Below are 24,965 nucleotides of genomic sequence, written 5' to 3' on the forward strand. Positions count from 1 at the left end.
TGTTTTTTTTAACTTATTTGTTATTTCAATATTAATTTTTAATTAAATTGTTTGCAGTTAGTGCAGTTTTTTATTAATACCATTAATCGTAATGAGTTTAATTCTTAATGTTAATTAAATTCAATATTTAATGTTATTGATTGTGCAAAACCTACGGGTGGTTGACCAACTGAGTTGCTTTTTTGCACTGCCAGTAGTGCTGCATTGTCTAATAATTCGCTCCCTGAGCTACTGGCTAGACGAATTAAGCTAATTTCTCCTTTCTGATTAAGCTGAAATTGGACTTTGGCGATTCCGCGATCTTTCATTTTCTTGGCTCGACGTGGGTATTGTTTATGACGCTCTATTTCTTGGCGTAATTTTTCACGATAAGCATTAATTAATTGGTTATCTACTGTGCCTGAAGCTTGCTGCGTTATTGGGTTTCTACTCCCTAAAGATTGAGAGGGGACATGATCACCATTTTGCTGTTGTGCTATTTCAGTTTTCTCAGCTGTTTTTTTCGCGGCAGTTTTTTTAGGACTTTCGGTGTTTTTTACCACCGTGGTTGACTTAGGCGTTATAGGTTCTTCTGTTTTTTTCGCAATTTTTTTCTGCTTTTTAGGGACTGTGATCACTGCTTTTTCAACCAAGATCTCAGTGTTTATTTCTGCCGGCGCTGTATGGGAGGAGGGGATTTCTGCGGGATAGCTTTGTTTCACAGCTTGAGTTAGCGCTATTGAGATGAGCGGTGCTTCCCACTGCGCTTGATTTTTTTTGTTCCAAGATTCGCTCGTAATATAAACAAAAGAGCTAATAACCAAAACATGTAGTGTTATTGATAGGATAAACATCAAGATGTTCCGATTCATCATATACTCTCAGTATCCTTTTCAGTTTAGTTAAGAAGGGATGATGATAACGACATGCTTTTATTGGTTTTTTACTATTGTTTAACTGGAGATAATTTTATTATTCATAAAAATAAATATGGCTTGCATTATATGCAAATAATTATCAATTGCAAATGCTAGTGGATATCAACTAACTCTTGAGATAGTCTATTTCAAAGTGATTTTCTATATTTTTATAAAAATCAATCAAATACATATTTTAAAAGTATGGAGTAGCTAAAAAGCTCAGGATGATGTCTAAGTTTTGGCATAGTTATTAAGGTGAAGTTTAATGCGGTTATGTCTTTCTTCGTGTTCAAATAAGTGTACTCGCAAAATATCCTGTACCTGATTAAATACATAAGTATAAAACAAGAAAAAGGCAATAAAGCCAACTTCCAAAAGAAAGGCTTTCCACAGTGTTATGCACAATAATAATGCCAACATCAGAATACCTAAGATAATAAAACTGAATTCAAAGCTAACAGTATAGGTAATATTTAAATTGAATTTATGTAGATTAAAAATCTAAATATTTCGTGTAACAAAATGTTATCTTGTAAATAAACGTAATACTATTTTGATAATAAGACTCATGTCGCTAACCTAACCTAAATCCATTCTGTTGTTAGCGTTAATTGAGAGGAAGAAAATGAAAAAGTTATTAGTACCTACATTATTTGCTGTTGTATCTACTATGTCATTTGGTATTCAAGCCGCTACAACTCAAGCTGCTACTCAAGCTCAAAGTGCGGAACATAAATTAAATGCTTACGAAGAAATTATGGTCGGTAAAGTCTGGACAACCACGGAAGCGTTAGACCAAGACAAAAAAGTCGTGAGTGCAGATGATAAACAAGTCGCTAATTTCTTTGGTTTAGCAGAATACTATCCTGATGGTACTTTTAATATGACCACTTTCGATGGAAAACCAAAAATGAAAGGGGATTGGTCATTTGATGAGAATGGGAAAACTCGCTCATTAACGGCTAAAAATGATAAAGGCGAAGTGCTATTTACCCGTGTTGTTGAAAACGTTACGGTGACACCGGAAGAATATACTTACCGTATTTATCCAGAACAAGACAGTAAAGATAAGTACTTTGATATTGTGCATAAAGTAAAAAAATAGTTTAGTGTTAATGCCGCCGAGTGCGGCATTTTTTTGGGAAAATATCGCGATCTTTTTTATTTAAAACAAGTTTCTGCCCAGCGTGCTAACCCAGCAGTTACAGAGCCAAAATCATCACCTTTTACAATCGGTATATTAGGCAGTTCTTGGGCAATGGCTTGATGTAATATAGGCGAGCGTGCGCTGCCTCCTGTGATAAAAACTGCATCAGGTTGTACACCACCTTGGATGACGGCTTCTTTGACTAATTCAATCATTTTACTTTTTGGTGATTCAATAGCTTCAACCATCTGCTCTTGTTGAATGTTAATTTCCAATACATTATTGATGAGTGCAATTTGCGCCAAATACGCGCTGTTATCCGATAAGGCTATTTTGGCTTCCTCGGCTTTACGAACTAGGCTATAGCCTAATGTTTGATGATAAACCTCCAGTAAACGCGCAATTTTTTCAGGTTCTTTGGCATCTTGTTGTAATCGGGTGAGAGCGGATAAATTTGCTCGTGAATAAAATGCTTTTTGCGCTTCCACATTATTAATGGCAATCGGGTTCCAAAATTGTAAAAATGGCATTTTAAGTCCAGATAGTGATTGGCTCTCCATACCAAAAAGTGGCATCAATTGTTTTAAAGCAAGGTAGATATCGAGATCATTGCCCCCCACACGTTGGCCTGTGTGTGCTAATAAGGATTGTGTTCGGTCTTCAGAGCCGCGGTAACTTGGCCCCATTTGAATTAATGAACAATCTGTTGTCCCACCACCAATATCAACAACGAGGATTATCTGGTCGTTATTTAATGTTGATTCGTATTCTAATCCAGCCGCAACGGGCTCGAATTGAAATGCAATATGATTAAATCCTGCACGTTTTGCTGCGCGGTATAAAATTGCTTCCGCTTGTTGGTTGGCTGTTTCACCACCACGACCATGAAAGTTTATCGGGCGTCCAATCACTGTATCCGTAATCGGATTTTGTGTACTTATTTCAGCTGTGTCTTTTATATTGCGCATCATCGCACAAACAAGATCTTCGAAAAAACTTATTTGTGTTTCATGTAAACCTGAAGCACCTAAAAATGACTTAGGTGATTTTACATAATATACGTCACGAGGATCACGTAGGTATAAATCTAACGCGGCCTGACCAAACACAATATCTTCAGGCACTAACTCAATGCCTTCTTCTTGATTGAATGCTATCGACCTTCTTAGAATTTGTTGTCCAATATCATCGGAAGGTGAAATTTTACAGTGGCGAAATAAATGCTCAGAGACGGATTCTCTCGTTGGTGCGCAAAGGGTCGATGGAATGTAAGCTTGCTGACCTTCTAAAGGTAATAATCGAGGTGCGCCATTTTCCATTATTGCGACAGCACAGTTAGATGTTCCATAATCAAAGCCAATAAACATCTCGCCTCCAAAAATTAAGTGACCAAGGAAAAAAGGGGAAAGACTTTATATCAAGCCGGCTCGAATTACTATCAGAATAGTAATTTTTAGTTCAATCTGTTTTTAGCTCAAGGAAATCGTCGTAGATACTTGTTATTCTAGTAAGACAGTCATAATAGGTTCAGAATGTTTGGAGCCAGCATGAGCAATAAGCAGATAATGTTAATGTCAGTTATTACGTGCCCTGAATGTGGAAAATCGGAAACTGAACAAATGCCAACGGATGCATGCCAATGGTTTTATGAATGTAAACACTGTGGTGTTTTATTAAAACCATTAAAAGGCGATTGTTGTGTTTTTTGCTCTTACGGCTCAGTTAAGTGCCCACCGATCCAAGAAGCTGAGATTACCGGAGCAGACTGTTGTTGTCGTCAAAATTCGAGTAGTTGCTAATGCCCACATATATAACACAAAGTGGGAAAAGCCACGCTGTTATCCCACTTTGTCAACAACCTTAACCCCCCATATAAAAATATATGGGGTTATTATTTTGTTGGTATGTATAAGCCTAAATGTAGTTATTTTTATTAAATATTAAATTGATATTTGATCTATATTATCTTTATTAAATTTAGTTAGAAATATATGGAGTAAAATGTTTACCTATTGTTAACTGTGGCAATATTTATTCCAAATGATATTAAAGTCATCACTTGGATATTCTTTATCCTCGCGATCTATTAATGGAATAGAAACTACATTTCGTCCATCTTTATGTAGGTATGTTTTAACAATAAACCGCTTAAAACTATAAGAGTTTTGGGGAGTGAAAATGAGGACTTCACCACAAACATAACCGAGCATACCATGATCGAGAGTTTCTCTTATTTCATGATATTTAACATTTTTATACTCAGCAGTTTTGGGGAAAGCTAAAAAGTCTTCCACCGCTTTTTGTGATTTAGCAACAATATCTAAATCAGGTGTATAGTTACTTGCAACGCCACCAATAAAAGAAGCGCCAGCAATAAGGCCAATAACTAAAAATGAAAATATCTTATTTTTCATAGCGTTTATTTCTATATGTAATTATTTTAATTTCCTTAATGAATACGTAAGTATAAATATTATAGTTAAAAGATATATAGAAGTTATATGGCTAAATTACTTACGAAATTCCACTTATGTTCATTAAGGGGTGTTGATTGCGTTTAATATAGCATAAGTTTTTTTTAAGTAATATAGAGGGGAAATAATAACAATCAATAAGAAACTAAAAATTACACATTTAAACACAATGACATTATTTAGCTGGATAGGAATATTACTTAATAACAGATTAGCACATGTTAATAACTAACGTAATTAATAATGAAATAAAAATATCATTATTTATTATTCATAAGGTTTGCCATTTTAATCGCTTCAATAAGTTGAGCTCGATTAATTCTTGGATTATTGCTGTCCAGCAACTTTTGCCATATTTGAATAGCTTTATCATAGTTTGCATTCATAAATGCATCGGAAGCGATTAACATTAGGGCTGTCACTTCTTGGCTGTCAAGGCTGAGCGCTTTGTTGATAACAGCTAAGGCGTCATCTGTAAGATGTTGCCCTGCTTGGTAATATAGTACGGTGGCGATTGCTGAATAGAGTTGTGCATTTTCCCCTGTGTATTTGATTGCCCGTTGGTAGGCCACTAAGGCATTATCGTAGCTATTTTGGTATAAATAATACTCTCCAAGTATTGCCCAAAGTTCACCATTCTCGGGGAATTGGCGAATATTATTTTGTAAGCGTAAAAGGTCACTTTGTTCTTTTTCTAATGGTGTAAATACATTTATTGGATCTGAAATCCGTTGGTATTCATTATAAGTTAATTGGAAGCGGGGGAGTAAAAAATAGCTTGCAAGCACACTAACAAATAAGATGATAAGCAATATATTCAGCTTACGGTTCCATGCATTTAGTAACGGATTAATTTTCGGTATAGTCAGTAATTGCTCTTGTTCACTCACGGGGCGTGCTGTCACTCCCTTTTTTTGCATGCGCATAGCGAGTAAGAAGTAGTAGGTGATCAGGCAAAGTGCAAAAAAAGGTAATAACCAAAGGATGGCGGTAGTAAACGTGAAAGGGGGGTTATACAAAACAAAATCGCCGTAGCGGTCAGTCATATATTGCACAATTTGGGTTTTGTCTTTTCCTTCGGCTACCATTTTATACACTTGGTGCCGCATACTGACCGCGGTGGGAGCGTTGGACTCTAATAAGTTTTGGTTTTGGCATTGCGGACATCGCAATTGTGAGGCAATCTGCAATGAGTATTCTTGTTCTTCAAGGGAATTAAATTGCCACGTATCCACAATTTGCGCGTTTGCTACTGAGGTAACAATAAATAAGAATAGGGCGCGTAAAAGATTAATCATGTTTTTTTCGCCCTCGTATCCAGCCAATTAATAGCCCTAAGCACATTAATGCGCCACCGCCCCATATCCATTGTATACCGTCTTGTACATAGAAACGCATAGCATAATGTTGATCGCTACTCTTCTCGCCTAAAACGACATACCAGTTACGTAGCCACCCCCAATGAATAGCCGGTTCAATCATTAATTGCTGGCGAGCGAGGTAAAAACGACGTTCAGTTATTAATTTATGTTGAAATTGATTCTCTTGAGTGACGTAAATAATGGCTTTTTCGGTAGTGTAATTGGGTTGTGCCGCCAATTGTAAATCGGTGAATTTGAATTGATAGCCCGCTAATGAGACGCTTTGCCCAACAGCCAGATTCACGCTAGTTTCTTGGCGGCTGCCTACGGAAAACGCGATACCTGCGGCAAAAATAACTACGCCCGTATGAGCGACTAAAGCAGGGAACTGTTGGCGAATAGTTTTAACTGGTTTTAGCCATAAAACCAGTAAAATAGCCGCGAATAAACTACAGGCTGTAGCGATAATGATACCGCGAGATGCTAAAAGCAAGCCAATCAATGGGCATAAGAGTGCAATATAAATAAGAGGTCGTTTTCTGTTATGGGGATTAAATGCACTTAATGTTATGACTAGTAACATTAATATACTAAATGGCAATAAGGTGTGGTTAAAGTAAGGTGCACCTACAGAAATTTTCCCCCAGCCAAATAGTGTATAAATCATGGGGTACAACGTACCTGTGAGTACAATAAATAAGACAGCGACAAATAGAATCAGTGTGAGTAATAAATAAATCTCACGCGGTGTTCTACTCTGTAAAGTGTTGTCGGTAATTTTGGCTTTCCAACCGTAAACAAGTAAGCTGCTCAGACTTAAAAAACAGAATAAAATAAAGAGAGGGACGGCTCTAACGTTATCCAATGCGAAAGCATGCACAGACATTAAAATGCCAGAACGGACAATCAGGGTACCTAATAAAGAGAGAATAAACGTGGCAATCGCCAGTAACATTGACCAGTGGCGATAAAGCGCATTTTTTCGAGAAGCCGTTAAGCTATGAAGTAGTGCGGTTGCACTAAGCCACGGCAATAAAGAGGCATTTTCGACAGGATCCCAAAACCACCATCCACCCCAGCCCAATTCGCTATAGGCCCACCATGAACCAAGTATAATGCCGAGAGTGAGTATACACCAACTTGGGACAAGAAAACGCCAGCACAGCCAAGCCGCTATTTTGTTAAACGCATTCGATAATAGTGAGGCGAGCACTAAGGCACAAACAACCATTAACCCGCTATAACCTAAATAAAGAAGTGGGGGATGTAAAATTAAGCCCCAATGTTGCAGCATCGGATTCAGATCGCGCCCTTCAATCGCGGGAGGAAAAATACGAGCAAAGGGATCAGAGTACAGCACGATAAACAGCAATAGAGCTGTATTAATGGTGGCAAGTACGGTGAGTGTTAAGGAAAATAATGGATGCTTTTGCTGGCGATAACGCCACGCAAATAAGGTACTCCAAGCGCAAATAAACAGTAACCAAAGGAATAAAGACCCTTCGTGTCCACCCCACACGGCTGCAATTTTAATCGACAACGGAGAGAGCCGGTGGCTATGCTGGGCAACATAAACCACCGAAAAATCACTGTTAATAAAGCTGATGGTTAAACAGAGATAAGCACTAAGTAATAGGATAAATTGCAAAGATGTCCAAAACACGTTCTGAGACATTTGCCTCGGAACGTGTCTGAAGTGACCAATAAACCCAAAAAATGCATGGAAACTGGTTAAAACCAGTGCCAGCACAAGGCAGATAAAGCCCACTTCTGGGAGTATTAGTTCCAATTATCACCTTTATTTCTTTAAACGTTATGCAACCGTTAATTGCCCTGCGTATAACACAAAGAATCGCAGGCAAAATACGCCGAATAAACTTGCACCACTGACCATTAAAATTCTTGCTGCTCCGTGGCTTTTATCAACCCATTTTTTTAAGGCTAATGGGATAATAAAGCCAAAGCCAACCACGCCAATCCAGAACCACCAAGTCCAGAAACCGCCACCTAGTGCGGCAATTAATGAACGCACTTTACCATCATCACCTAAGGCTAAGCCGACAAAAAACGCGGCTAATAGGAATATCTCTAACCAAATCACAAACCCTTCTACACGATGCAAAAAGGCTGATTCGTCGTTATGGATATTTTTGCGATAACGTAACGCTAACGCAATTAATGACACGGCAATTCCTGACGATATTCCAGAAAATAGAAATAAAGCGGGTAATAGTGGATTGTTTAAGAACGGGTAGGATTTTAAAGCAGACAACAAGAATCCCGTGTAGGCACCGAGTAGTACCGCTAAAACGAGCATAATGATATCGAGGAAACGCATAGCTCGAGTTAACATGGCTAATATGCGCGGAATAATACTCAGTTTCGGCAGCCATTTTTGTTGTAAGCCAATCAGTTCGGTTTCATAGATCTTAGCCAGCCAAACGACTAATACCGCCATATACACTTGGAATAGCATGACCCCCATTGACATAACGGAGGTGAAACTGTAATGAAACATCAATTTCCAAAATGTCCATGGACGTGTTAGGTGGAAAATTAGAATCAATAGACCCACTACAATGGTAATTGGCGCTAAAATCAGTGTGGTACGCATTAACGTGCTGTCACTGCCAGCGGCGTTAGGGGAGTACTGACGCAGTAACACGGCTAATACAACAAGACCCGCAGAAATGCCGATTAAAAACAGGTAAACCGCGATAGGCCAGTCCCAAACCAGTGATTCAAAATGGAAAGCTGAAGCTGTTCTCATTGGCTAACCTCCCCATATTTGAATGGAACTCGATACATTTTGGGGTGAGTTCCAAGTGCGATTTTGAATCGATAAGTGGGTTTTTCTTTTAACATCAAAGAAATATCACTCTTAGGATCATCTAAATTACCAAATGTCAGTGCTTTGGTTGGGCAAGATGCAACACAAGCAGGTTGTTTGCCGTTTTTCAGATTGGTCTTTCGACAAAAATCGCATTTATCCGCTGTTTTATTAATAGGGTGAATAAACCGTACACGGTAAGGACATGCCGCAATGCAGTATTGGCAGCCCACACACAAGTCCGGATTTACATCTACAATCCCCGTAGTTTTATCGATAAAAGAAGCGCCTGTTGGGCAGACATCAACACAGGGTGCGCTTTCGCAATGTTGGCAGGAATGGCGAAAGAACCGATATTTGACGTCTGGAAACTGACCGATGGGTTCGCTACGAATAATGGTTAACCGTGAAACGCCCTCAGGGACTTGGTTAACTTCGCGACACGCATCCATACATGCTGTACAGCCGATACACAAGTTTTCATCGTGGATCATACCGTAGCGAACGCCGTCTATTTTCATGGTATTCGCGAGAGTTTGGCCAGCTATCCCGCCTACCGCTGCCAGTGCTCCTGAATAAATAATGAATTGACGACGAGAACAACTCATGGCTGCTCCTTACGCAATTTCACCGCTGCTGGATTGAAAGCAGGGTTATCACGCTGCTCAGAGTGACAATCGACACAAATCTTCACTTTGCCTTTATCGGTCAGTGTCTTCATCATATCTTGTTTTGGATGAAGGTCATGGCAACTGGCACAGGCCACTTTGGTCACGTGGACATCATGGGGCCAGAACGCTTTTTGCAGCTGCTCAGGTAAGTGGCATGATAAACAGACGCTATTTTGCTGTTCTACCCCGTACATCGGGTTATTGAAGCGCATAACATCTTTGACCCCTTCTCGGTGATCAGGCCCTGGGTTACCGTGGCAGTTGGTGCAAGTCACAGGCAACTTATTGTTTGGGTTAATTACTTCTGAGTGTGTGCCGTGCATGCCTTCTTTGTCAGGTTTGTGGCAATCTAAACATGCGCCATCAGCGCTTCGTTGCTGTGTGACAACCCAACGGCCATCGGCATTTTCCTCAGCAATTTGAGGTGTAGCGGAGGCGGCTGCTGCCCATAATAAGCCTGTTGCCAGCACCCCAGCAGTGAATAACGAACGTAGTACGCTCATAATTACTCCATTGGTTGTATTGCCCCTTATCATCGGGGCAAATCGCGGTTATTTGGCTAATAGGTCATTTTTACGAGCTTGTTCATCCCATTGCGGCACAACAGTTTTTAAGAACTCTTGTTTCTCAGCATTGATTTTTTGCATATCTAAACCAATCGCTTGTTGTGCTTTTTCTTTACTGGAAATATCTGGGATAGCAATTTCATGAGTGATGCCTTTAGAACCTAACAGACGAGCAAGCTTGGTACGTGCATCAGCGGCTTTGTCCATCGCGCCACCTAGCATGCGCAAGCCTTCATCTGGGGCGTGCATGTGGATACCGTGGGAGGCAATCGCTAAATCCCAGCGCCATTGTGCATGACGAATATCGGTTAAGATTGGTTTCATCTCATCTTCGGTTGCACCTGCATCCCAAGCCGCTTTTGCCTCAAAGTGAGCACGAACTAGCTGATCTTCCACTTTGATTTTCATTTCTTGGATAGCGTGTTTACGTTCTGCCACCACATCTTGCAACTGTTGTTTGCTTTGAGTGTGGCAGTTGCTACAAGTTTGCTCGAAATTGTCGAATGGATTACCAATTTTATGACTGGTATACAGCTCGCCTTTCTCGTTTTGCAGTTTTGGCATATGGCAATCAATACAAGTCACGTTATTTTTACCATGGATCCCCACACTCCAAGTTTCATATTCTGGGTGTTGGGCTTTTAGCATTGGGGCTTTCGACAATGAGTTGGTCCAGTCAGAAAAACCAATGTTGTCGTAGTAGACTTCCATATCTTCCACTTTGGTACCGTTATCCCATGGAAATTTGACGGCTTTTTTGTCACCAGAGAAGTAGTATTCAACATGGCATTGACCACATACCATGGATTGCTGGTCGAAACGGCTGGCTTTATCGAATGGTTTGCCAATGGCTTCCATGGCGCGTTCAGCATAAGGGCGTGTCAGGGTTAATTCAGGTTTCCCTTTAGCAAAATCCGCTGAGTTAGTTTTGTGGCAGTCACCACAACCGAGTACGTTAACAACTTCTGGCCCCCCTTTTGCCCATTTTCCTTCAAAATAGCCATCTTCACCCTGTTCTTGGATGAGTCTTGCGACATCGGGGCTTTTACAGCTCCAGCAAGCCATTGGTAAAGGACCATCTTGTGCATCTTTTGGTGCCCCAGTACGCAATGTTTCGCGCACATCAATAAGGGCATATGCATGACCCCGAGGCTTGTTATAATCACGGGAGAATGGGTATCCAGCCCAAAGAATAACTAAGCGAGGATCTTCAGCAAGCGCATCTTCGCGGTTTGCTTGTTCGGATGTTGCTCGCCATGAGTGATATTGATCTGGGTGAGCGGCTTCGAAAGTTTCATTACGCGTATTTATCGTGGATGAGCCATCCTTAGCCGGAATAGGAGTTTGTGCATGAACAGAGGTAAAGAGAAATATTCCTGCAATTAAACTCAGTAAGCACAGTACATTATTTCTTATGTTTGCCATAAAACGGGCCTCGAGTAATGTGAGCCAACTATCCCTTCATTTTTCGAGCGGTTTATTTAGAGGGTATATCTTGCTCGAACGATTTTGGGTATTTTTTGTTATAGAGGTTTGATAGCAAGTGCACAGATGCTATCAAGACATTGCCAACTTATATGTGTAACAAAAAACCACACAAAAAATATTGTTTTTGATCAAAAGATAATTTGGATTAAAGAAACAAGATGCAATTAAATAATAAAAGTAAAGCAACAAAGAAACTGCTATAGTTATTATTGACTAGTTTTAAAGTTGACTGTTCGAAATACTATCTCAGTAAACGATTTTATTTGAAAAGAATCAGTTTGTATTTATACTGCATTGATTTTTAATTGAAATTTAATTTGTTTTAACCTTTTTTATATTTTGAAAATTAAAATAAGAAATAAATAGTGAGTTATATCAAAAAACATGCAATTATTTTCTTTAAAAATGACATTGCATCTACCACTTTAGTGGTATTTTTTGGTGTTGAATTAAACTTGGAACATTAAAAATCGCGGTTAAATTAAAAATCTATATTGAATAGTTGTTAATGAATAATTAAAAAACTGTCAACACTCTCTATTTTTAGTCATTTTGATGTTTAAAAATCACTAAGATGTCTGATGTCGTTAATTTCCGTTATCAGTGCGGTCATTACTCCTTTTACCCACTAGGTAGTATGTATTTTTATAACCTCTATCGTTAATATTTCTCATAAATAATACACATATAAAAACTGCGGTTTATCAGTACTTTTTTACGATTTTTGTTGGCAATGTAAAGGAAATAACATGGTTGATCTCACCCGTCGGGGAGTATTAACTGGTGCGTGGCGTAATGCAGCGCCAGTGGTTCGACCGCCATGGAGTGGTAGTGAAGCGCACTTTATTGAAATGTGTACCCGTTGCAATGCCTGTTTGGAAAGTTGTGAGACGACAATTTTGCGAGCGGGTGCGGGAGGGTACCCCGTTGTTGATTTTAAACGTGGCGAATGTACCTTTTGCTATGCGTGCGCAGCCGCCTGTCCTGAACCTATTTTCCTGCCACAACAAACCCAACCTTGGGATATCACCGTTTCTATCGGTGACAACTGCCTTGCATTTAAATCTATTGAATGCCGTCGTTGCCAAGACAGCTGTGAACCTGAAGTTATCTCTTTTCGTCCGTCACTGGCAGGTATTTACCAGCCAAAAATAGAAACACAAAGCTGTACAGGCTGTGGTGCCTGTGTTGCCAGTTGCCCTGTATCAGCCATTACCGTGGAGCATGAACATGCACAGTAAATACCAAGTGTGCAGTTTAATTGTACAAGTAAAAAGCGAACGAATATCTGCTGTGACTGAAAAAATAAATCAGTTTCCGAACTGTGAAGTGGCGATTAGCGCCCCTGAAAATGGAAAACTGATTGTCGTTGTTGAAGGGCAAGGCAGTAAAACGTTGTTAGATACTATTGATTTAGTACGCGATCTTGACGGCGTGCTAGATGTTTCGTTGGTGTATCACCAGCAGGATGAGCAATGTGAGGAAGATTATGAAACTCAGTCGTCGTAGCTTTATGAAAGCCAATGCGATAGCGGCCGCTGCTGCGGCGGCCGGTATTGGCACACCGAGTATTGCGAAAGCAGTCGTCGGTCAACAAGAAAGCATTAAGTGGGATAAAGCCCCTTGCCGTTTCTGCGGTACAGGTTGTGGTGTTCTTGTGGGCACACAAAATGGCCGTATTGTTGCGAGCCAAGGTGACCCTGAAGCCCCTGTAAACCGTGGGTTAAACTGCATCAAAGGTTACTTTTTACCGAAAATTATGTACGGAAAAGACCGTTTAACGCAGCCCATGCTGCGCATGAAAGACGGAGAATATGACAAAAATGGCGAATTCACACCAATTACGTGGGAACAAGCGTTTGATGTCATGGAAGAAAAAGTTAAAACCACCCTAAAAGAAAAAGGTCCTGAAGGGATCGGTATGTTTGGCTCTGGTCAATGGACCGTTTGGGAAGGTTATGCCGCCTCTAAACTGTTTAAAGGCGGTTTTCGTTCTAACAACTTAGACCCGAATGCACGTCACTGTATGGCGTCAGCGGTCGTCGGTTTTATGCGTACATTTGGTATGGATGAACCGATGGGGTGTTATGATGATATTGAGCACGCCGACGCCTTTGTTCTATGGGGCTCAAACATGGCTGAAATGCACCCAATCTTGTGGTCACGCATAACCAACCGCCGTTTGTCGAACCCAGATGTACGTGTTGCAGTCTTATCTACGTTTAAACACCGTAGCTTTGAACTTGCGGATAACGGCATTGTATTTACTCCACAGTCTGACTTGGTGATCTTGAACTACATTGCGAACTATATTATTCAAAACAATGCCGTTAATCAGGACTTCCTTGATAAGCACGTTAACTTACGCCGTGGTGCAACAGATATTGGTTATGGTTTACGCCCAACTCACCCATTAGAAAAAAGTGCCAAAAATGCAGGTTCTGATGCATCTGAACCGATGACATGGGACGAGTACAAAGCCTTTGTTGCAGAATATACCTTAGACAAAACCGCGCAAATGACTGGCGTACCAAAAGACCAGTTAGAAGAATTAGCGAAGCTGTATGCAGATCCGAAAACTAAGGTTGTTTCTTACTGGACGATGGGCTTTAACCAACACACGCGTGGTGTTTGGGCAAATAACCTTGCGTACAACCTACATTTATTAACTGGCAAAATCTCTCAGCCGGGCTGCGGTCCTTTCTCTTTAACTGGTCAGCCATCAGCATGTGGTACTGCTCGTGAAGTGGGCACATTTGCACACCGATTACCTGCGGACATGGTGGTGACTAATGAAAAACACCGTGAAAAAGTGGAAAGTGTTTGGGGATTACCTGCGGGTACCATTCCTGACAAAGTCGGATTACATGCGGTAGCGCAAGATCGTGCCTTAAAAGACGGTAAGCTGAACTTCTACTGGGTGATGTGTAACAACAATATGCAAGCGGGCCCAAATATCAACCAAGAGCGTATGCCAGGTTGGCGCGACCCTCGTAACTTTATTGTGGTATCAGATCCTTACCCAACGGTCAGTGCATTAGCTGCCGACTTAATCTTACCAACTGCTATGTGGGTAGAAAAAGAAGGGGCTTACGGCAACGCAGAGCGCCGTACGCAATTTTGGCGTCAACAAGTTCAAGCACCGGGTGAAGCAAAATCTGACTTAATGCAGATGGTGTTATTCTCTCGCCGTTTTAAAACAGACGAAGTGTGGCCCGAAGAGTTACTGGCGAAAAAACCAGAACTGCGCGGTAAAACCCTATACGACGTCCTTTTTGCCAACGATGCAGTGACAAAATTCCCCATCAGCGAATTAGCCGATGACCAATTAAATGATGAATCTCGTGAGCTGGGCTTCTACTTACAAAAAGGCTTATTTGAAGAATATGCCGGTTTTGGTCGTGGACATGGTCATGACTTAGCAGACTTCGATGCTTACCATAAAGCACGCGGTATCCGTTGGCCTGTGGTTGATGGCAAAGAAACCCAGTGGCGCTATAGCGAAGGGAATGACCCTTATGTCAAAGCCGGTGCTGGTTATCAGTTCTACGGAAAACCGGATGGTAAAGCAGTTATTTTCGCACTGCCATTTGAACCCCCCGCAGAATCGCCAGATAAAGAATACGACTTGTGGTTGTCCACAGGGCGTGTACTTGAACATTGGCATACCGGTAGCATGACGCGCCGTGTTCCCGAGTTACACCGAGCCTTCCCTGAGTCGTTAGTGTTTATGCACCCTCTTGATGCGAAAGATCGAGGATTGCGTCGTGGTGATAAAGTCAAAGTCGTTTCTCGCCGTGGTGATGTGACAACCATCGTTGAAACACGAGGCCGCAATAGACCACCAAAAGGCTTGGTGTACATGGCGTTCTTCGATGCAGCGCAATTAGTCAATACGTTAACACTGGATGCGACAGACCCACTTTCTAAAGAAACGGATTACAAAAAATGTGCCGTTAAACTGGAAAAGGTGTAATTGCTCATGCCCCAGAAAACAGATCCTAACAAGGTTAAGTCCCAGAACAGTCGTCGTCGCTTTTTGCGTGATGTTGCTCGCGCAGCGGGGGGATTAGCGGCTGTTGGTGTGGTACTGGGGCTTCAGCAACAAACATCTCGAGCGAGCGGAGTGAGGCTTCGCCCGCCAGGTGCGCTAAATGAAGCGGCATTTGCCAGTGCCTGTGTACGCTGTGGTCAATGCGTTCAGGCTTGCCCTTATGACATGTTGAAATTAGCAACATTGGCATCGGGTCTGGCTGCGGGAACACCCTATTTTATTGCTCGTGAAAATCCGTGTGAAATGTGTGAAGACATTCCCTGTGCAAAAGTGTGCCCAAGTGGTGCGCTGGATAAAGACATTGAGTCTATCAATGATGCACGTATGGGCTTGGCTGTGCTACTTGACCAAGAAAACTGTCTGAATTTCCAAGGGTTACGTTGTGACGTGTGTTACCGGGTTTGTCCGCTGATTGACGAAGCCATCACGTTGGAACTTGAGCAAAACCATCGAACAGGTAAACACGCACGTTTCCTACCTACGGTAAACAGTCATTACTGTACTGGGTGCGGTAAATGCGAGCAAGCTTGCGTTTTGGAGGAAGCGGCAATCAAAGTGTTGCCAAGAGAGTTGGCGAAAGGTGAATTAGGCCGCCATTACCGTTTTGGTTGGCTGGAGGGAAGCAATGGCAAATCGTAAACGTGATGCCGGACGTGAAGCTCAGGCAAAAAAAGGGTGGTGGCAGAGTCACAAATGGTTGGTGCTAAGGCGTGTTAGTCAATTACTGGTGCTCGCTATGTTTTTAAGTGGTCCATGGTTTGGTGTGTGGATCTTACATGGAAACTATAGCAGCAGCTTATTGTTAGATACTGTGCCATTAACCGACCCACTGATTACATTAGAGAGCTTAGCAAGTGGTTACTTACCGGGGATCTCTGCGTTGATCGGGGCTGCCATCGTGTTTGTTGTGTATGCATTTTTAGGAAAACGTGTTTTTTGCAGTTGGGTTTGCCCTGTCAACCCTGTTACTGATGCCGCGGCATGGCTGCGTCGTAAGTTCGAGCTAAATCAATCCGCCACGATCCCACGTTACATTCGTTATGTATTGTTGGTGGTGATTTTAGTCGGTTCAGCAGTGACAGGCACTTTACTGTGGGAATGGCTAAATCCCGTTTCATTAATGGGGCGCAGTTTAATTTTCGGTTTTGCAAGTGGCGCATTGGTTTTAGTCGCGCTGTTTTTATTCGATTTATTAGTCGTGGAACATGGATGGTGCGGTCACCTTTGTCCACTAGGCGCATTGTATGGCGTTGTGGGCTGTAAGGGGGCACTGGTCGTTACGGCGGTGAATAAACAAAACTGTAACCGTTGTATGGATTGTTTCCACGTTTGTCCGGAGTCGCAAGTATTGCGTACCCCGGTCCTTGATAAACAAGCCCCAGCACTGATTTCTGACAAAGACTGCATCACTTGCGGTCGCTGTATCGATGTCTGTTCTGAGGATGTATTTAAAATAACACTACGATGGAGCTCGGGAGCTAAATCATGAAAAATTCAGTCCTGAAAAAGACGCTAAGCCGCGCAATCGCAGGCATGGTCTTTGTTGTCAGTGGTCTAGTTTGGGCTGCTAATGGTGTCGATTTGACTCAATCACCCGAAGTATCTGGTGCGACTGAGGGAAGTATTCATATCCCTAAAGAGCAAGAAAGAATGGCACTAAACTATGTGAATCAGCCACCGATGATCCCACATAGCGTTGATGGCTACCAAATTACCACCAACACAAATCGTTGTTTACAGTGCCACGGTGTCGAAAATTACCGCACGACAGGGGCTCCTCGTGTAAGCCCGACGCACTTTGTGGATGCAACAGGGAAAGTGTTGGGAGAAGTCGCACCAAACCGTTATTTCTGTTTACAGTGCCATGTACCGCAATCCGATACGCCGGCTATCATTGATAACACATTTACCCCATCCAAAGGCTTTGGGAAATAAGGGGGAATTATGGTAAACAATAATGAAAAACCAACAGCGGGCGATAAGCTGAAGAAAAAAGGCTTATTTGGGCTTATTGGGCGTATATGGCAGTGGTGGCGTAGACCAAGCCGCTTAGCATTAGGTACTTTATTGCTGATTGGTTTTGTTAGTGGTGTGATCTTCTGGGGCGGTTTTAACACAGGTATGGAGATGGCAAATACCGAAGAGTTTTGTATTAGTTGCCACGAAATGCGTGAAAATGTTTATGAAGAATATATGGATACGATTCACTATACTAACCGCAGTGGTGTTCGCGCAACATGCCCTGATTGTCACGTGCCTCATGAATTTGGTCCCAAAATGGTGCGTAAAATTCAAGCCAGTAAAGAGTTATACGGGAAAATTTTTGGCGTTATCGATACACCGCAAAAATTTGAAGATCACCGTTTAGCGATGGCGCAAAATGAGTGGCGGCGAATGAAAAATAATGACTCGCAGGAGTGCCGTAACTGCCACAACTTTGAGTATATGGATTTTACCGCTCAAAAAGGGGTCGCCGCCAAAATGCATGATCAAGCAGTCACGGATGGCAAAACCTGTATTGATTGCCACAAAGGGATTGCCCATAAGCTGCCGGATATGCGTGACGTTGAACCAGGCTTTTAATTAGGCATCGTCATTTTATGATGGGTCATCCCAATGAATTTTAAGTGATGTTCCGAAATAGGCTGATTATCAATTAAGAGTATAATCAGCCTAAGTTATATTTGTGTTAAATCAATATATTTGATTTTTTAATGTGTATTGTATGATGTTGTCACTCAGTGTTTACTAACAATATAATAAATCAGGGTAATTAAACTATGTGGAAAAAGCTTCATCAACTTGCCATCCCCGTTAATCTTTATCGGTTATGTGGGCGTCTAGTACCGTGGTTTATTATATTAAGTGTCATATGTTTAACGGTAGGTTGGGTCTGGGGCTTTGGTTTTGCACCCACGGATAAAGTGCAAAGTGAGAGTTACCGAATTATGTACATCCATGTTCCTGCTGCAATGTGGTCAATGGGAATTTATGCCACGATGGCGATCACCGCCTTTATTGGATTGGTGTGGCAGATGAAAGTGTCTGAACTGGCCGTTGCCGCAATGGCACCTATTGGTGCGGTATTTACCTTCATTGCATTAGTCACTGGCGCGACATGGGGCAAGCCAATGTGGGGGGCTTGGTGGGTGTGGGATGCTCGTTTAACCTCTGAATTAATTCTATTTTTTCTGTATGTAGGCATTATTGCGTTATGGCATGCATTCGATGACCGCCGTACAGCGGGTAAAGCCGCAGCCATCTTAGTATTAATTGGCGTGATCAACTTACCTATCATCCATTACTCCGTTGAATGGTGGCAAACATTGCATCAGCCATCGACGCGTATGCAAGAAAGTATCAATCCAGCGATGCGTACACCATTACGCCTTGCTATCCTTGGGTATCTGTTTTTATTTATCTCTTTAACGCTCATTCGTTTACGTAACCAGTTGTTGATCCTCGAACGTAATCGCCCTTGGGTACTTGATATTGTGAAGAAAGGAGGGCGGTGATCATGACTAGCGCATTTGCATCTTGGAGCGATTTTTTTGCGATGGGAGGTTATGGGTTTTATGTTTGGTTAGCGGTGGCGCTGACGTTAATCCCCATTTTTTTACTCTGTGTACATACCGTGATCCAACGAAAAATGATTATTAATGGGATCATTCAACAGCAAGCTCGCGAGCAAAGACAAAAAGCCGCCAAAGCGCGTAGGGAGGGGATGTGAATATTCGTCGTCGTAACCGACTTTGGTTAATTTGTTCCATACTTATTGGTGTTGGTTTAACGATAGCACTGATCCTCTACGCACTGCGTTCGAGCATTGACCTATTCTATACACCCGGTGAAATTATCTATGGTAAACGAGAAACTCAGCAAATGCCTGAAGTTGGGCAGCGTTTACGTGTAGGTGGCATGGTCATGCCAGGCAGTGTGGTTCGCGATGCAGACCCAAAATCATTAAAAATTACTTTTACTGTTTATGATGCAGAAGCAGAAATTCAGGTCAGTTATGAAGGCATTTTGCCGGACTTATTTAAAGAAGGGCAAGGCGTAGTCGTTCAAGGTGAATTACAAGAAAATAATCATGTTTTAGCGAAAGAAGTCTTAGCAAAACATGATGAAAACTATACGCCTCCAGAAGTTGAAAAAGCGATGCAAGAAAACCATCGGAGGCCTGCCGCAGCCTATAAGGAAAATGCGTCATGATCCCTGAAATTGGTAGCATTTTACTGTGTTTAGCGTTAGGTCTAGCCGTCTTGCTGTCTATCTATCCATTGTGGGGAGTTGCACGCAATGATGCTCGCTTAATGGCCTCATCGCGCCCTTTGGCGTGGTTACTTTTTCTCTGTGTAACCGGGGCATTTCTGGTTCTCGTTAATGCCTTTGTGGTGAATGATTTTTCTGTCACTTATGTAGCAAATAACTCTAATACCCAGTTGCCGATTTGGTATCGTGTCGCCGCTACATGGGGAGCTCACGAAGGCTCGTTACTGCTGTGGGTGCTCTTAATGAGTGGCTGGACATTCGCAGTGGCATTGTTTAGCTATCGCATGCCCCTAGATATCGTAGCTCGTGTACTTGCGATAATGGGCATGGTCAGTGTTGGCTTCTTGCTGTTTATTATTTTTACGTCAAATCCATTTTCACGCACATTACCGGCGTTCCCGATTGAAGGTCGTGATTTAAACCCATTGTTACAAGACCCTGGGCTTATCTTTCATCCCCCTCTCCTGTATATGGGGTACGTGGGCTTCTCGGTGGCGTTTGCCTTTGCTATTGCGGCTTTGCTCAGTGGGCGATTAGATAGCTCCTTTACTCGTTTTGCTCGCCCTTGGACGATGGCGGCGTGGTTCTTCTTAACCCTTGGGATCATGTTAGGCTCGGCATGGGCATATTATGAACTCGGTTGGGGAGGCTGGTGGTTCTGGGATCCGGTAGAGAACGCATCCTTTATGCCATGGCTAGTGGGAACGGCATTAATCCACTCTTTATCGGTCACAGAACAGCGTGCAACATTTAAAGCATGGTCATTGTTGTTGTCGATATTTGCCTTCTCGTTGTGCCTACTCGGGACATTTTTGGTGCGCTCGGGCGTGTTGGTTTCGGTGCACGCTTTCGCCTCTGATCCATCCCGTGGACTTTTTATCTTAGCGTTTATGGTACTGGTGATCGGCGGCTCGTTGTTGGTGTTTGCCCTAAGAGGTCATAAAGTACGTTCACGGGTGAATAATGCTCTGTGGTCACGTGAGTCCATGTTATTGGGCAATAACGTTATTTTAACCGCGGCGATGCTAGTGGTGTTGCTTGGTACATTGTTACCCTTAGTTCATAAACAAATGGGGTTAGGCACCATATCTATCGGTGAACCCTTCTTTAATACCATGTTTATTGCACTGATGGTGCCGTTTGCCCTGTTATTAGGGATTGGTCCATTGGTTCGTTGGGGACGTGACCGTCCTGCGGCAATTAAAAAAATGCTGATCTTTGCGACACTCATGACCCTGATTTTGTCATTCGCATTACCTATGCTGATGGAAGATCGTATCGAAGCACTCACTGTTGTGGGGCTGATGATGGCGTGCTGGATCGCCATTTTAGCGTTCGCTGAAATGAAAGTGCGCATCAGTAAAAAAATCAAACTCACCCCAAGCTATTGGGGCATGGTATTGGCGCACTTAGGCTTAGCGGTAACGATTGTTGGGATCGCCTTTAGTCAAAACTACAGTATTGAGCGTGATGTAAAAATGAAACCGGGAGACAACATTGCGATCCACGGTTATACCTTCACATTTAATGGGGTACGCGAAGCGGACGGCCCGAACTATCAAGGTGTGATTGGTAGTATTTCTGTTACCAATAAAGACAAAGTGGTTAGCATTCTAATGCCGGAAAAACGTTTTTATAGCGTAAGCCGTGCTGTAATGACAGAAGCGGCGATTGATGGAGGTTTTACCCGTGATTTATACGCTGCCCTCGGTGAAGAAATTGATAAAAACACGTGGACTATGCGCTTGTATTATAAACCATTTGTTCGTTGGATCTGGTCTGGCGGTGTGCTGATGGCGATCGGTGCGTTATTTTGCCTGTTTGACCCACGTTATCGTCGCCGCAAATTGCAAGGGGAAACAGCATGAACCGCAAAGTCTTTTTAATCCCTTTTCTTATTTTTGCTGGGATAGCAGCGGTATTGCTGTGGCAACTGATGCGGAATGCACAGGGGGATGATCCACGTCTATTAGAATCGGCATTAATTGGTAAGCCAGTGCCAGTTTTCCGTTTGGAATCGTTAGAAAACCCCGGAAAACATTATGAGGCTGACGTATTAACGCAAAGCAAACCTATCTTATTGAATGTTTGGGCTACATGGTGCCCAACTTGCCGAGCAGAGCACCAGTATCTCAACAGATTATCAGCACAAGGTGTACGTGTAGTTGGCTTAAATTATAAAGATAAGCGTGATAAAGCAATAGTATGGCTGCGTGAATTGGGTAACCCTTACGCATTAAGTCTATTTGATGGGGAAGGGATGTTAGGGCTTGATCTCGGTGTTTATGGTGCGCCAGAAACATTTCTCATTGATGGTAATGGCATTATTCGTTACCGACACGCAGGCGCCATGGATGAGCAAGTTTGGGAAAAAGAATTTAAGCCCCTTTGGGAGCGCTATAACCAGGAGGCGAACCAATGAGGTATTTACTGGGCTTACTTATGTTAGCACTGAGTGCAACGGTGACCTACGCGGCGACGGAAGTGTTTACCTTTGATAACGAGCAACAAGAGCAGCAATTTCGTAAGTTAACCGAAGAGTTACGTTGTCCAAAATGCCAAAATAACAGTATTGCGGATTCTAATTCAATGATTGCGCTGGATTTACGCCAAAAAGTGTATGAGTTGATGAAAGAAGGTAAAAGCCGAGATGAAATCGTTGATTATATGGTGGCGCGTTATGGCTACTTTGTCACTTATAACCCGCCATTAACGCCGCTAACGATAATGTTATGGGCTTTACCGTTCGTCGCTATTTTTATTGGCGGCTGGATTATTTTTGCGCGCTCGAAAAAACGTGTACGTATCAAGCAAGTTGAAAGTGGTGAAGAAGATGCGATCCCCGAAGCTTCACGAGTCAGTTATTGGGTCTATGTGCCGGGTGTATTAATTGCACTGGGCGTCGCGGCTGGGGCTTATTATCAAGTGGGTAGCTATGAAAAGGTGGTGGATTGGAATACGGCTTATCAACAAGCGCCTGCTTTGCTAGATAGAGCCCTAAACCCATCAGAACCACCATTGAATAATGCGGAAATGGAACACCTTGCGCTAGGGTTACGAACGCGTTTACAAGAAGATCCGCAAAATGTTGAAGCATGGGTAATGTTAGGGCGTATTGGTATGGTGCTTGGCAATGCTACTATGGCAACAGATGCATATGGTCGGGCATATCGTCTTTCACCGAAAGATGAAAATGTGGTGATTGGTTACGCAGAAGTGCTGACGCGCTCATCTGATCCGGAAGATAACCGTCAAGGTGGCGAGTTACTGAAAAAGCTGATTGCCGAAGATCGTACCAATGTGAAAGCGTTAAGTATTTTTGCTTTCAATGCTTTTGAGCAAGAACGTTATGCAGAAGCAATTTCAGCATGGCAAATGATGTTAAAACTGCTACCTGAGAATGACCAACGCCGCGTGATTATCGAGCGTAGCGTCGAGCAAGCGCTGATGATGCTCCATGAAAAGAAAGGCTTGCCTGCTGATAATTAAGTTTCTTCATTGATCGTGTTATACAGGTGTTCGCCTGTATAACACTGATGTTTAATATTCCCCCGACATTTTGATTGCTTCGGTTTTTTAAAGAAGGCTGATACCAGCTCTTTTAATATTGCTTCAGTTTATAACTAGATAAAAGGAAGCAATATGACCACTCATCTAACGAATATCCCTCACCCAATCATAGGGAATTTAAATCAACTCCCATTCGATAAAAAAGTTAAAACGGATCTCGTAAATCAGAGACTAAAACTAACTCAACCTAGTGATAGCCTAAAACAGATAAAACAGATTAACCGAACAGGGTCAAAAGTGCCGATTCGACTTCCTACCTTAAAGCATGCCTATTCAGAGCCTTCAAATATTGATCAAAAAAATATTTTAAGAGCGCCGATATTAACTCGAGCATGTTCGGAGCCAAGTAATCTAAGTCGCTTTTGTCAGGTACCAGTTAAGAAAGGGGGGTTAGCGAGAAGGCAACCTAATTATCAAACAAGTCAAGTCCCAAGAAGCCTACAATATATTCAAAAAGCGAAAGATGACAAAATTGCTGCATACCACTCATTACCCGATATCGTCAAAAATTTTCTTAAAGAAAAGCTCAGCCATAAAATATTGGTAACCGTCGAAAAAGGCCCTGATGGCAAGGAAGCAAAAAAATTTATGGTTGTTTATGAAGAGTTTAAACAAAATATTAATAAGATAGAAAAAGAAAAATATCGACAAGCTAAATTGAACGGTTTGACGCAAGAGAACCGATTTCAATTGACTAAAACGGTTTGGAATGAGCTGGATAAACTGAAACGAATTCAGACTCAGGAAGAGATAGATAGAATAGTGGCTAGCGCAAAATGGTGTCACCTCAATCGATAGTACTAATTCATTTGTAATTCAATAATATTAAAGCGAATAATTGTATGTTATTCGTTTTATTCTCAACTTATCATGTTAAGCGTACAAATTTAATCGATAGATTGATTATCATTGGAAACGGCTTTTTAGCTTATCTTATGTGCTATTGAGCGCCACTTAACATTAATTTAGAAAATCAATAACAACATCCTTCCAAATAAGCTACAATTCGGCGCTATAAATTCGTACCCAGATAACGGAAAAACGTTGCACCTGCGCTCTTCAATCAGACAACTTGCTGCCTATCTGGCGTTATTAGCCGTCGCGATGTTGTTTATTGCTCCATTAATTTCCAAGTCTATGGAGCAGATAAAACACTGCATTGAGACCAATAACGTTACAGAGAACAGGTTAATGGCAGAACATTCGATGCATTCGCATCAAGGAATGCTGATGCCTGAAGATTGTGAACACAGCGGTGCAATAAACCATATGTTAATGACGGGGATTGGGCAATCGCCGATGGAGGATATTGCCTGTGGTTACTGTCAACTGTTGGTTCATTTCCCGTTTATTATCCTGTTTATTGCGGCCGTTATTAGGCAGCTTGCAACGTTAACCCTTTTCCTGCCTTTTAAACCTTGTGTCACGCTTTGGTTATTTAGGCCTTGGTCATTACATCTTGCTCGAGCCCCACCAATCACCTGATTTTTGTATCACTCATATTTCAACAACTTAATTCTATTTTTGCCTTATAGCGCAAAACGGATTGTACACGTCTTGAGTTTTGTTTTTTCAAGAGGTTACCCCATTGGGGATATCGTTTTGTCAGTAGGGGAGAGTAGTTGTATTTCTA

Annotated in this window: 27 protein-coding genes; 17 read left to right on the forward strand and 10 right to left on the reverse strand. The window is 42.1% G+C overall.

What is annotated here, in order from left to right:
- Positions 1 to 110: 110 nt before the first annotated feature.
- Positions 111 to 854, reverse strand: a complete 744-nt coding sequence (locus AB6N04_RS02435) for a TonB family protein (protein WP_369310339.1) — start codon at positions 852 to 854, stop codon at positions 111 to 113.
- Positions 855 to 1,130: 276 nt separating this feature from the next.
- A complete protein-coding gene (locus AB6N04_RS02440) occupies positions 1,131 to 1,319 on the reverse strand; it encodes a chlorhexidine efflux transporter (protein WP_369310340.1) in 189 nt (62 codons plus the stop codon).
- A 205-nt stretch (positions 1,320 to 1,524) separates the two neighbouring features.
- Between AB6N04_RS02440 and AB6N04_RS02445 the strand changes: the two genes are divergently transcribed.
- Positions 1,525 to 2,004, forward strand: coding sequence for a DUF4822 domain-containing protein (locus tag AB6N04_RS02445; protein WP_369310341.1), 480 nt, complete (start codon positions 1,525 to 1,527; stop codon positions 2,002 to 2,004).
- A 56-nt stretch (positions 2,005 to 2,060) separates the two neighbouring features.
- Here the strand turns inward: AB6N04_RS02445 and yegD are convergent, their stop codons facing one another.
- Positions 2,061 to 3,413 carry a molecular chaperone gene (gene yegD / locus AB6N04_RS02450; protein ID WP_369310342.1) on the reverse strand — a complete coding sequence of 451 codons (1,353 nt, stop codon included), beginning with the start codon at positions 3,411 to 3,413 and terminating at the stop codon, positions 2,061 to 2,063.
- A 180-nt stretch (positions 3,414 to 3,593) separates the two neighbouring features.
- Between yegD and AB6N04_RS02455 the strand changes: the two genes are divergently transcribed.
- Positions 3,594 to 3,845 (forward strand): GDCCVxC domain-containing (seleno)protein, encoded by a 252-nt coding sequence (locus tag AB6N04_RS02455; protein WP_369310343.1) that lies wholly within the window; start codon positions 3,594 to 3,596, stop codon positions 3,843 to 3,845.
- A gap of 216 nt (positions 3,846 to 4,061) precedes the next feature.
- Here the strand turns inward: AB6N04_RS02455 and AB6N04_RS02460 are convergent, their stop codons facing one another.
- The 7 genes from AB6N04_RS02460 to nrfA form a co-directional block, all read right to left on the reverse strand.
- The gene (locus AB6N04_RS02460; protein WP_369310344.1) at positions 4,062 to 4,460 is read right to left on the reverse strand and encodes a hypothetical protein; all 399 of its coding nucleotides are present in this window, start codon (positions 4,458 to 4,460) and stop codon (positions 4,062 to 4,064) included.
- Between the two features lie 320 nt (positions 4,461 to 4,780).
- On the reverse strand, positions 4,781 to 5,818 hold the full coding sequence (gene nrfF / locus AB6N04_RS02465) for a heme lyase NrfEFG subunit NrfF (RefSeq protein ID WP_369310345.1): 1,038 nt from the start codon (positions 5,816 to 5,818) through the stop codon (positions 4,781 to 4,783).
- Positions 5,811 to 7,670 carry a heme lyase CcmF/NrfE family subunit gene (locus AB6N04_RS02470; protein ID WP_369310346.1) on the reverse strand — a complete coding sequence of 620 codons (1,860 nt, stop codon included), beginning with the start codon at positions 7,668 to 7,670 and terminating at the stop codon, positions 5,811 to 5,813. Before AB6N04_RS02470 ends, nrfF begins: the two co-directional genes overlap by 8 nt.
- A 24-nt stretch (positions 7,671 to 7,694) precedes the next feature.
- Positions 7,695 to 8,651, reverse strand: coding sequence for a cytochrome c nitrite reductase subunit NrfD (nrfD, locus tag AB6N04_RS02475; protein WP_369310347.1), 957 nt, complete (start codon positions 8,649 to 8,651; stop codon positions 7,695 to 7,697).
- Complete coding sequence (gene nrfC / locus AB6N04_RS02480; protein WP_369310348.1) at positions 8,648 to 9,319, reverse strand: cytochrome c nitrite reductase Fe-S protein; 672 nt, start codon at positions 9,317 to 9,319, stop codon at positions 8,648 to 8,650. Before nrfC ends, nrfD begins: the two co-directional genes overlap by 4 nt.
- Positions 9,316 to 9,885, reverse strand: a complete 570-nt coding sequence (gene nrfB / locus AB6N04_RS02485; protein ID WP_369310349.1) for a cytochrome c nitrite reductase pentaheme subunit — start codon at positions 9,883 to 9,885, stop codon at positions 9,316 to 9,318. The genes nrfC and nrfB overlap by 4 nt, the downstream gene beginning before the upstream one ends.
- 48 nt (positions 9,886 to 9,933) lie before the next feature.
- Entirely contained in the window at positions 9,934 to 11,373 is a 1,440-nt protein-coding gene (gene nrfA / locus AB6N04_RS02490; RefSeq protein ID WP_369310350.1) for an ammonia-forming nitrite reductase cytochrome c552 subunit, read from the reverse strand.
- A gap of 812 nt (positions 11,374 to 12,185) precedes the next feature.
- Here nrfA and napF point away from each other — a divergent pair.
- The 15 genes from napF (at position 12,186) to AB6N04_RS02565 (ending at position 24,817) form a co-directional block, all read left to right on the forward strand.
- Positions 12,186 to 12,677 carry a ferredoxin-type protein NapF gene (gene napF / locus AB6N04_RS02495; protein ID WP_369310351.1) on the forward strand — a complete coding sequence of 164 codons (492 nt, stop codon included), beginning with the start codon at positions 12,186 to 12,188 and terminating at the stop codon, positions 12,675 to 12,677.
- Positions 12,667 to 12,945 (forward strand): chaperone NapD, encoded by a 279-nt coding sequence (napD, locus tag AB6N04_RS02500; protein ID WP_369310352.1) that lies wholly within the window; start codon positions 12,667 to 12,669, stop codon positions 12,943 to 12,945. Before napF ends, napD begins: the two co-directional genes overlap by 11 nt.
- Positions 12,926 to 15,412 (forward strand): nitrate reductase catalytic subunit NapA, encoded by a 2,487-nt coding sequence (gene napA, locus AB6N04_RS02505; RefSeq protein ID WP_369310353.1) that lies wholly within the window; start codon positions 12,926 to 12,928, stop codon positions 15,410 to 15,412. Before napD ends, napA begins: the two co-directional genes overlap by 20 nt.
- A gap of 6 nt (positions 15,413 to 15,418) precedes the next feature.
- A complete protein-coding gene (gene napG / locus AB6N04_RS02510) occupies positions 15,419 to 16,129 on the forward strand; it encodes a ferredoxin-type protein NapG (RefSeq protein ID WP_369310354.1) in 711 nt (236 codons plus the stop codon).
- Positions 16,116 to 16,979 (forward strand): quinol dehydrogenase ferredoxin subunit NapH, encoded by an 864-nt coding sequence (gene napH / locus AB6N04_RS02515; protein WP_369310355.1) that lies wholly within the window; start codon positions 16,116 to 16,118, stop codon positions 16,977 to 16,979. Before napG ends, napH begins: the two co-directional genes overlap by 14 nt.
- A complete protein-coding gene (gene napB, locus AB6N04_RS02520; protein ID WP_369310356.1) occupies positions 16,976 to 17,425 on the forward strand; it encodes a nitrate reductase cytochrome c-type subunit in 450 nt (149 codons plus the stop codon). The genes napH and napB overlap by 4 nt, the downstream gene beginning before the upstream one ends.
- 9 nt (positions 17,426 to 17,434) lie before the next feature.
- Complete coding sequence (gene napC, locus AB6N04_RS02525; RefSeq protein ID WP_369310357.1) at positions 17,435 to 18,073, forward strand: cytochrome c-type protein NapC; 639 nt, start codon at positions 17,435 to 17,437, stop codon at positions 18,071 to 18,073.
- A 197-nt stretch (positions 18,074 to 18,270) separates the two neighbouring features.
- Entirely contained in the window at positions 18,271 to 19,005 is a 735-nt protein-coding gene (locus tag AB6N04_RS02530) for a heme ABC transporter permease (RefSeq protein ID WP_369310358.1), read from the forward strand.
- Positions 19,006 to 19,007: 2 nt separating this feature from the next.
- On the forward strand, positions 19,008 to 19,220 hold the full coding sequence (gene ccmD, locus AB6N04_RS02535) for a heme exporter protein CcmD (RefSeq protein WP_369310359.1): 213 nt from the start codon (positions 19,008 to 19,010) through the stop codon (positions 19,218 to 19,220).
- Positions 19,217 to 19,702, forward strand: coding sequence for a cytochrome c maturation protein CcmE (gene ccmE, locus AB6N04_RS02540; protein ID WP_369310360.1), 486 nt, complete (start codon positions 19,217 to 19,219; stop codon positions 19,700 to 19,702). The genes ccmD and ccmE overlap by 4 nt, the downstream gene beginning before the upstream one ends.
- Positions 19,699 to 21,630: a heme lyase CcmF/NrfE family subunit gene (locus AB6N04_RS02545; protein ID WP_369310361.1), complete on the forward strand. Its 1,932-nt coding sequence runs from the start codon at positions 19,699 to 19,701 to the stop codon at positions 21,628 to 21,630. The genes ccmE and AB6N04_RS02545 overlap by 4 nt, the downstream gene beginning before the upstream one ends.
- Positions 21,627 to 22,184: a thiol:disulfide interchange protein DsbE gene (dsbE, locus tag AB6N04_RS02550; RefSeq protein ID WP_369310362.1), complete on the forward strand. Its 558-nt coding sequence runs from the start codon at positions 21,627 to 21,629 to the stop codon at positions 22,182 to 22,184. Before AB6N04_RS02545 ends, dsbE begins: the two co-directional genes overlap by 4 nt.
- Positions 22,181 to 23,251, forward strand: a complete 1,071-nt coding sequence (locus AB6N04_RS02555; RefSeq protein WP_369310363.1) for a cytochrome c-type biogenesis protein CcmH — start codon at positions 22,181 to 22,183, stop codon at positions 23,249 to 23,251. The genes dsbE and AB6N04_RS02555 overlap by 4 nt, the downstream gene beginning before the upstream one ends.
- A gap of 153 nt (positions 23,252 to 23,404) precedes the next feature.
- Positions 23,405 to 24,130 (forward strand): hypothetical protein, encoded by a 726-nt coding sequence (locus tag AB6N04_RS02560; protein ID WP_369310364.1) that lies wholly within the window; start codon positions 23,405 to 23,407, stop codon positions 24,128 to 24,130.
- 246 nt (positions 24,131 to 24,376) lie between these two features.
- A complete protein-coding gene (locus AB6N04_RS02565; protein ID WP_369310365.1) occupies positions 24,377 to 24,817 on the forward strand; it encodes a DUF2946 domain-containing protein in 441 nt (146 codons plus the stop codon).
- The last annotated feature ends 148 nt before the right edge of the window (positions 24,818 to 24,965 follow it).

Source organism: Providencia rettgeri (genome assembly GCF_041075285.1).
Classification (GTDB): Bacteria; Pseudomonadota; Gammaproteobacteria; order Enterobacterales; family Enterobacteriaceae; genus Providencia; species Providencia rettgeri_G.

Excerpts from the sequence above, each read along its gene's own strand:
- AB6N04_RS02435 (WP_369310339.1), bottom strand. The coding sequence starts at position 854 with ATGATGAATCGGAACATCTTGATGTTTATCCTATCAATAACACTACAT.
- AB6N04_RS02440 (WP_369310340.1), bottom strand. The coding sequence starts at position 1,319 with ATGTTGGCATTATTATTGTGCATAACACTGTGGAAAGCCTTTCTTTTG.
- AB6N04_RS02445 (WP_369310341.1), top strand. The coding sequence starts at position 1,525 with ATGAAAAAGTTATTAGTACCTACATTATTTGCTGTTGTATCTACTATG.
- yegD (WP_369310342.1), bottom strand. The coding sequence starts at position 3,413 with ATGTTTATTGGCTTTGATTATGGAACATCTAACTGTGCTGTCGCAATA.
- AB6N04_RS02455 (WP_369310343.1), top strand. The coding sequence starts at position 3,594 with ATGAGCAATAAGCAGATAATGTTAATGTCAGTTATTACGTGCCCTGAA.
- AB6N04_RS02460 (WP_369310344.1), bottom strand. The coding sequence starts at position 4,460 with ATGAAAAATAAGATATTTTCATTTTTAGTTATTGGCCTTATTGCTGGC.
- nrfF (WP_369310345.1), bottom strand. The coding sequence starts at position 5,818 with ATGATTAATCTTTTACGCGCCCTATTCTTATTTATTGTTACCTCAGTA.
- nrfD (WP_369310347.1), bottom strand. The coding sequence starts at position 8,651 with ATGAGAACAGCTTCAGCTTTCCATTTTGAATCACTGGTTTGGGACTGG.
- nrfC (WP_369310348.1), bottom strand. The coding sequence starts at position 9,319 with ATGAGTTGTTCTCGTCGTCAATTCATTATTTATTCAGGAGCACTGGCA.
- nrfB (WP_369310349.1), bottom strand. The coding sequence starts at position 9,885 with ATGAGCGTACTACGTTCGTTATTCACTGCTGGGGTGCTGGCAACAGGC.
- nrfA (WP_369310350.1), bottom strand. The coding sequence starts at position 11,373 with ATGGCAAACATAAGAAATAATGTACTGTGCTTACTGAGTTTAATTGCA.
- napF (WP_369310351.1), top strand. The coding sequence starts at position 12,186 with ATGGTTGATCTCACCCGTCGGGGAGTATTAACTGGTGCGTGGCGTAAT.
- napD (WP_369310352.1), top strand. The coding sequence starts at position 12,667 with ATGCACAGTAAATACCAAGTGTGCAGTTTAATTGTACAAGTAAAAAGC.
- napA (WP_369310353.1), top strand. The coding sequence starts at position 12,926 with ATGAAACTCAGTCGTCGTAGCTTTATGAAAGCCAATGCGATAGCGGCC.
- napG (WP_369310354.1), top strand. The coding sequence starts at position 15,419 with ATGCCCCAGAAAACAGATCCTAACAAGGTTAAGTCCCAGAACAGTCGT.
- napH (WP_369310355.1), top strand. The coding sequence starts at position 16,116 with ATGGCAAATCGTAAACGTGATGCCGGACGTGAAGCTCAGGCAAAAAAA.
- napB (WP_369310356.1), top strand. The coding sequence starts at position 16,976 with ATGAAAAATTCAGTCCTGAAAAAGACGCTAAGCCGCGCAATCGCAGGC.
- napC (WP_369310357.1), top strand. The coding sequence starts at position 17,435 with ATGGTAAACAATAATGAAAAACCAACAGCGGGCGATAAGCTGAAGAAA.
- AB6N04_RS02530 (WP_369310358.1), top strand. The coding sequence starts at position 18,271 with ATGTGGAAAAAGCTTCATCAACTTGCCATCCCCGTTAATCTTTATCGG.
- ccmD (WP_369310359.1), top strand. The coding sequence starts at position 19,008 with ATGACTAGCGCATTTGCATCTTGGAGCGATTTTTTTGCGATGGGAGGT.
- AB6N04_RS02545 (WP_369310361.1), top strand. The coding sequence starts at position 19,699 with ATGATCCCTGAAATTGGTAGCATTTTACTGTGTTTAGCGTTAGGTCTA.
- dsbE (WP_369310362.1), top strand. The coding sequence starts at position 21,627 with ATGAACCGCAAAGTCTTTTTAATCCCTTTTCTTATTTTTGCTGGGATA.
- AB6N04_RS02555 (WP_369310363.1), top strand. The coding sequence starts at position 22,181 with ATGAGGTATTTACTGGGCTTACTTATGTTAGCACTGAGTGCAACGGTG.
- AB6N04_RS02560 (WP_369310364.1), top strand. The coding sequence starts at position 23,405 with ATGACCACTCATCTAACGAATATCCCTCACCCAATCATAGGGAATTTA.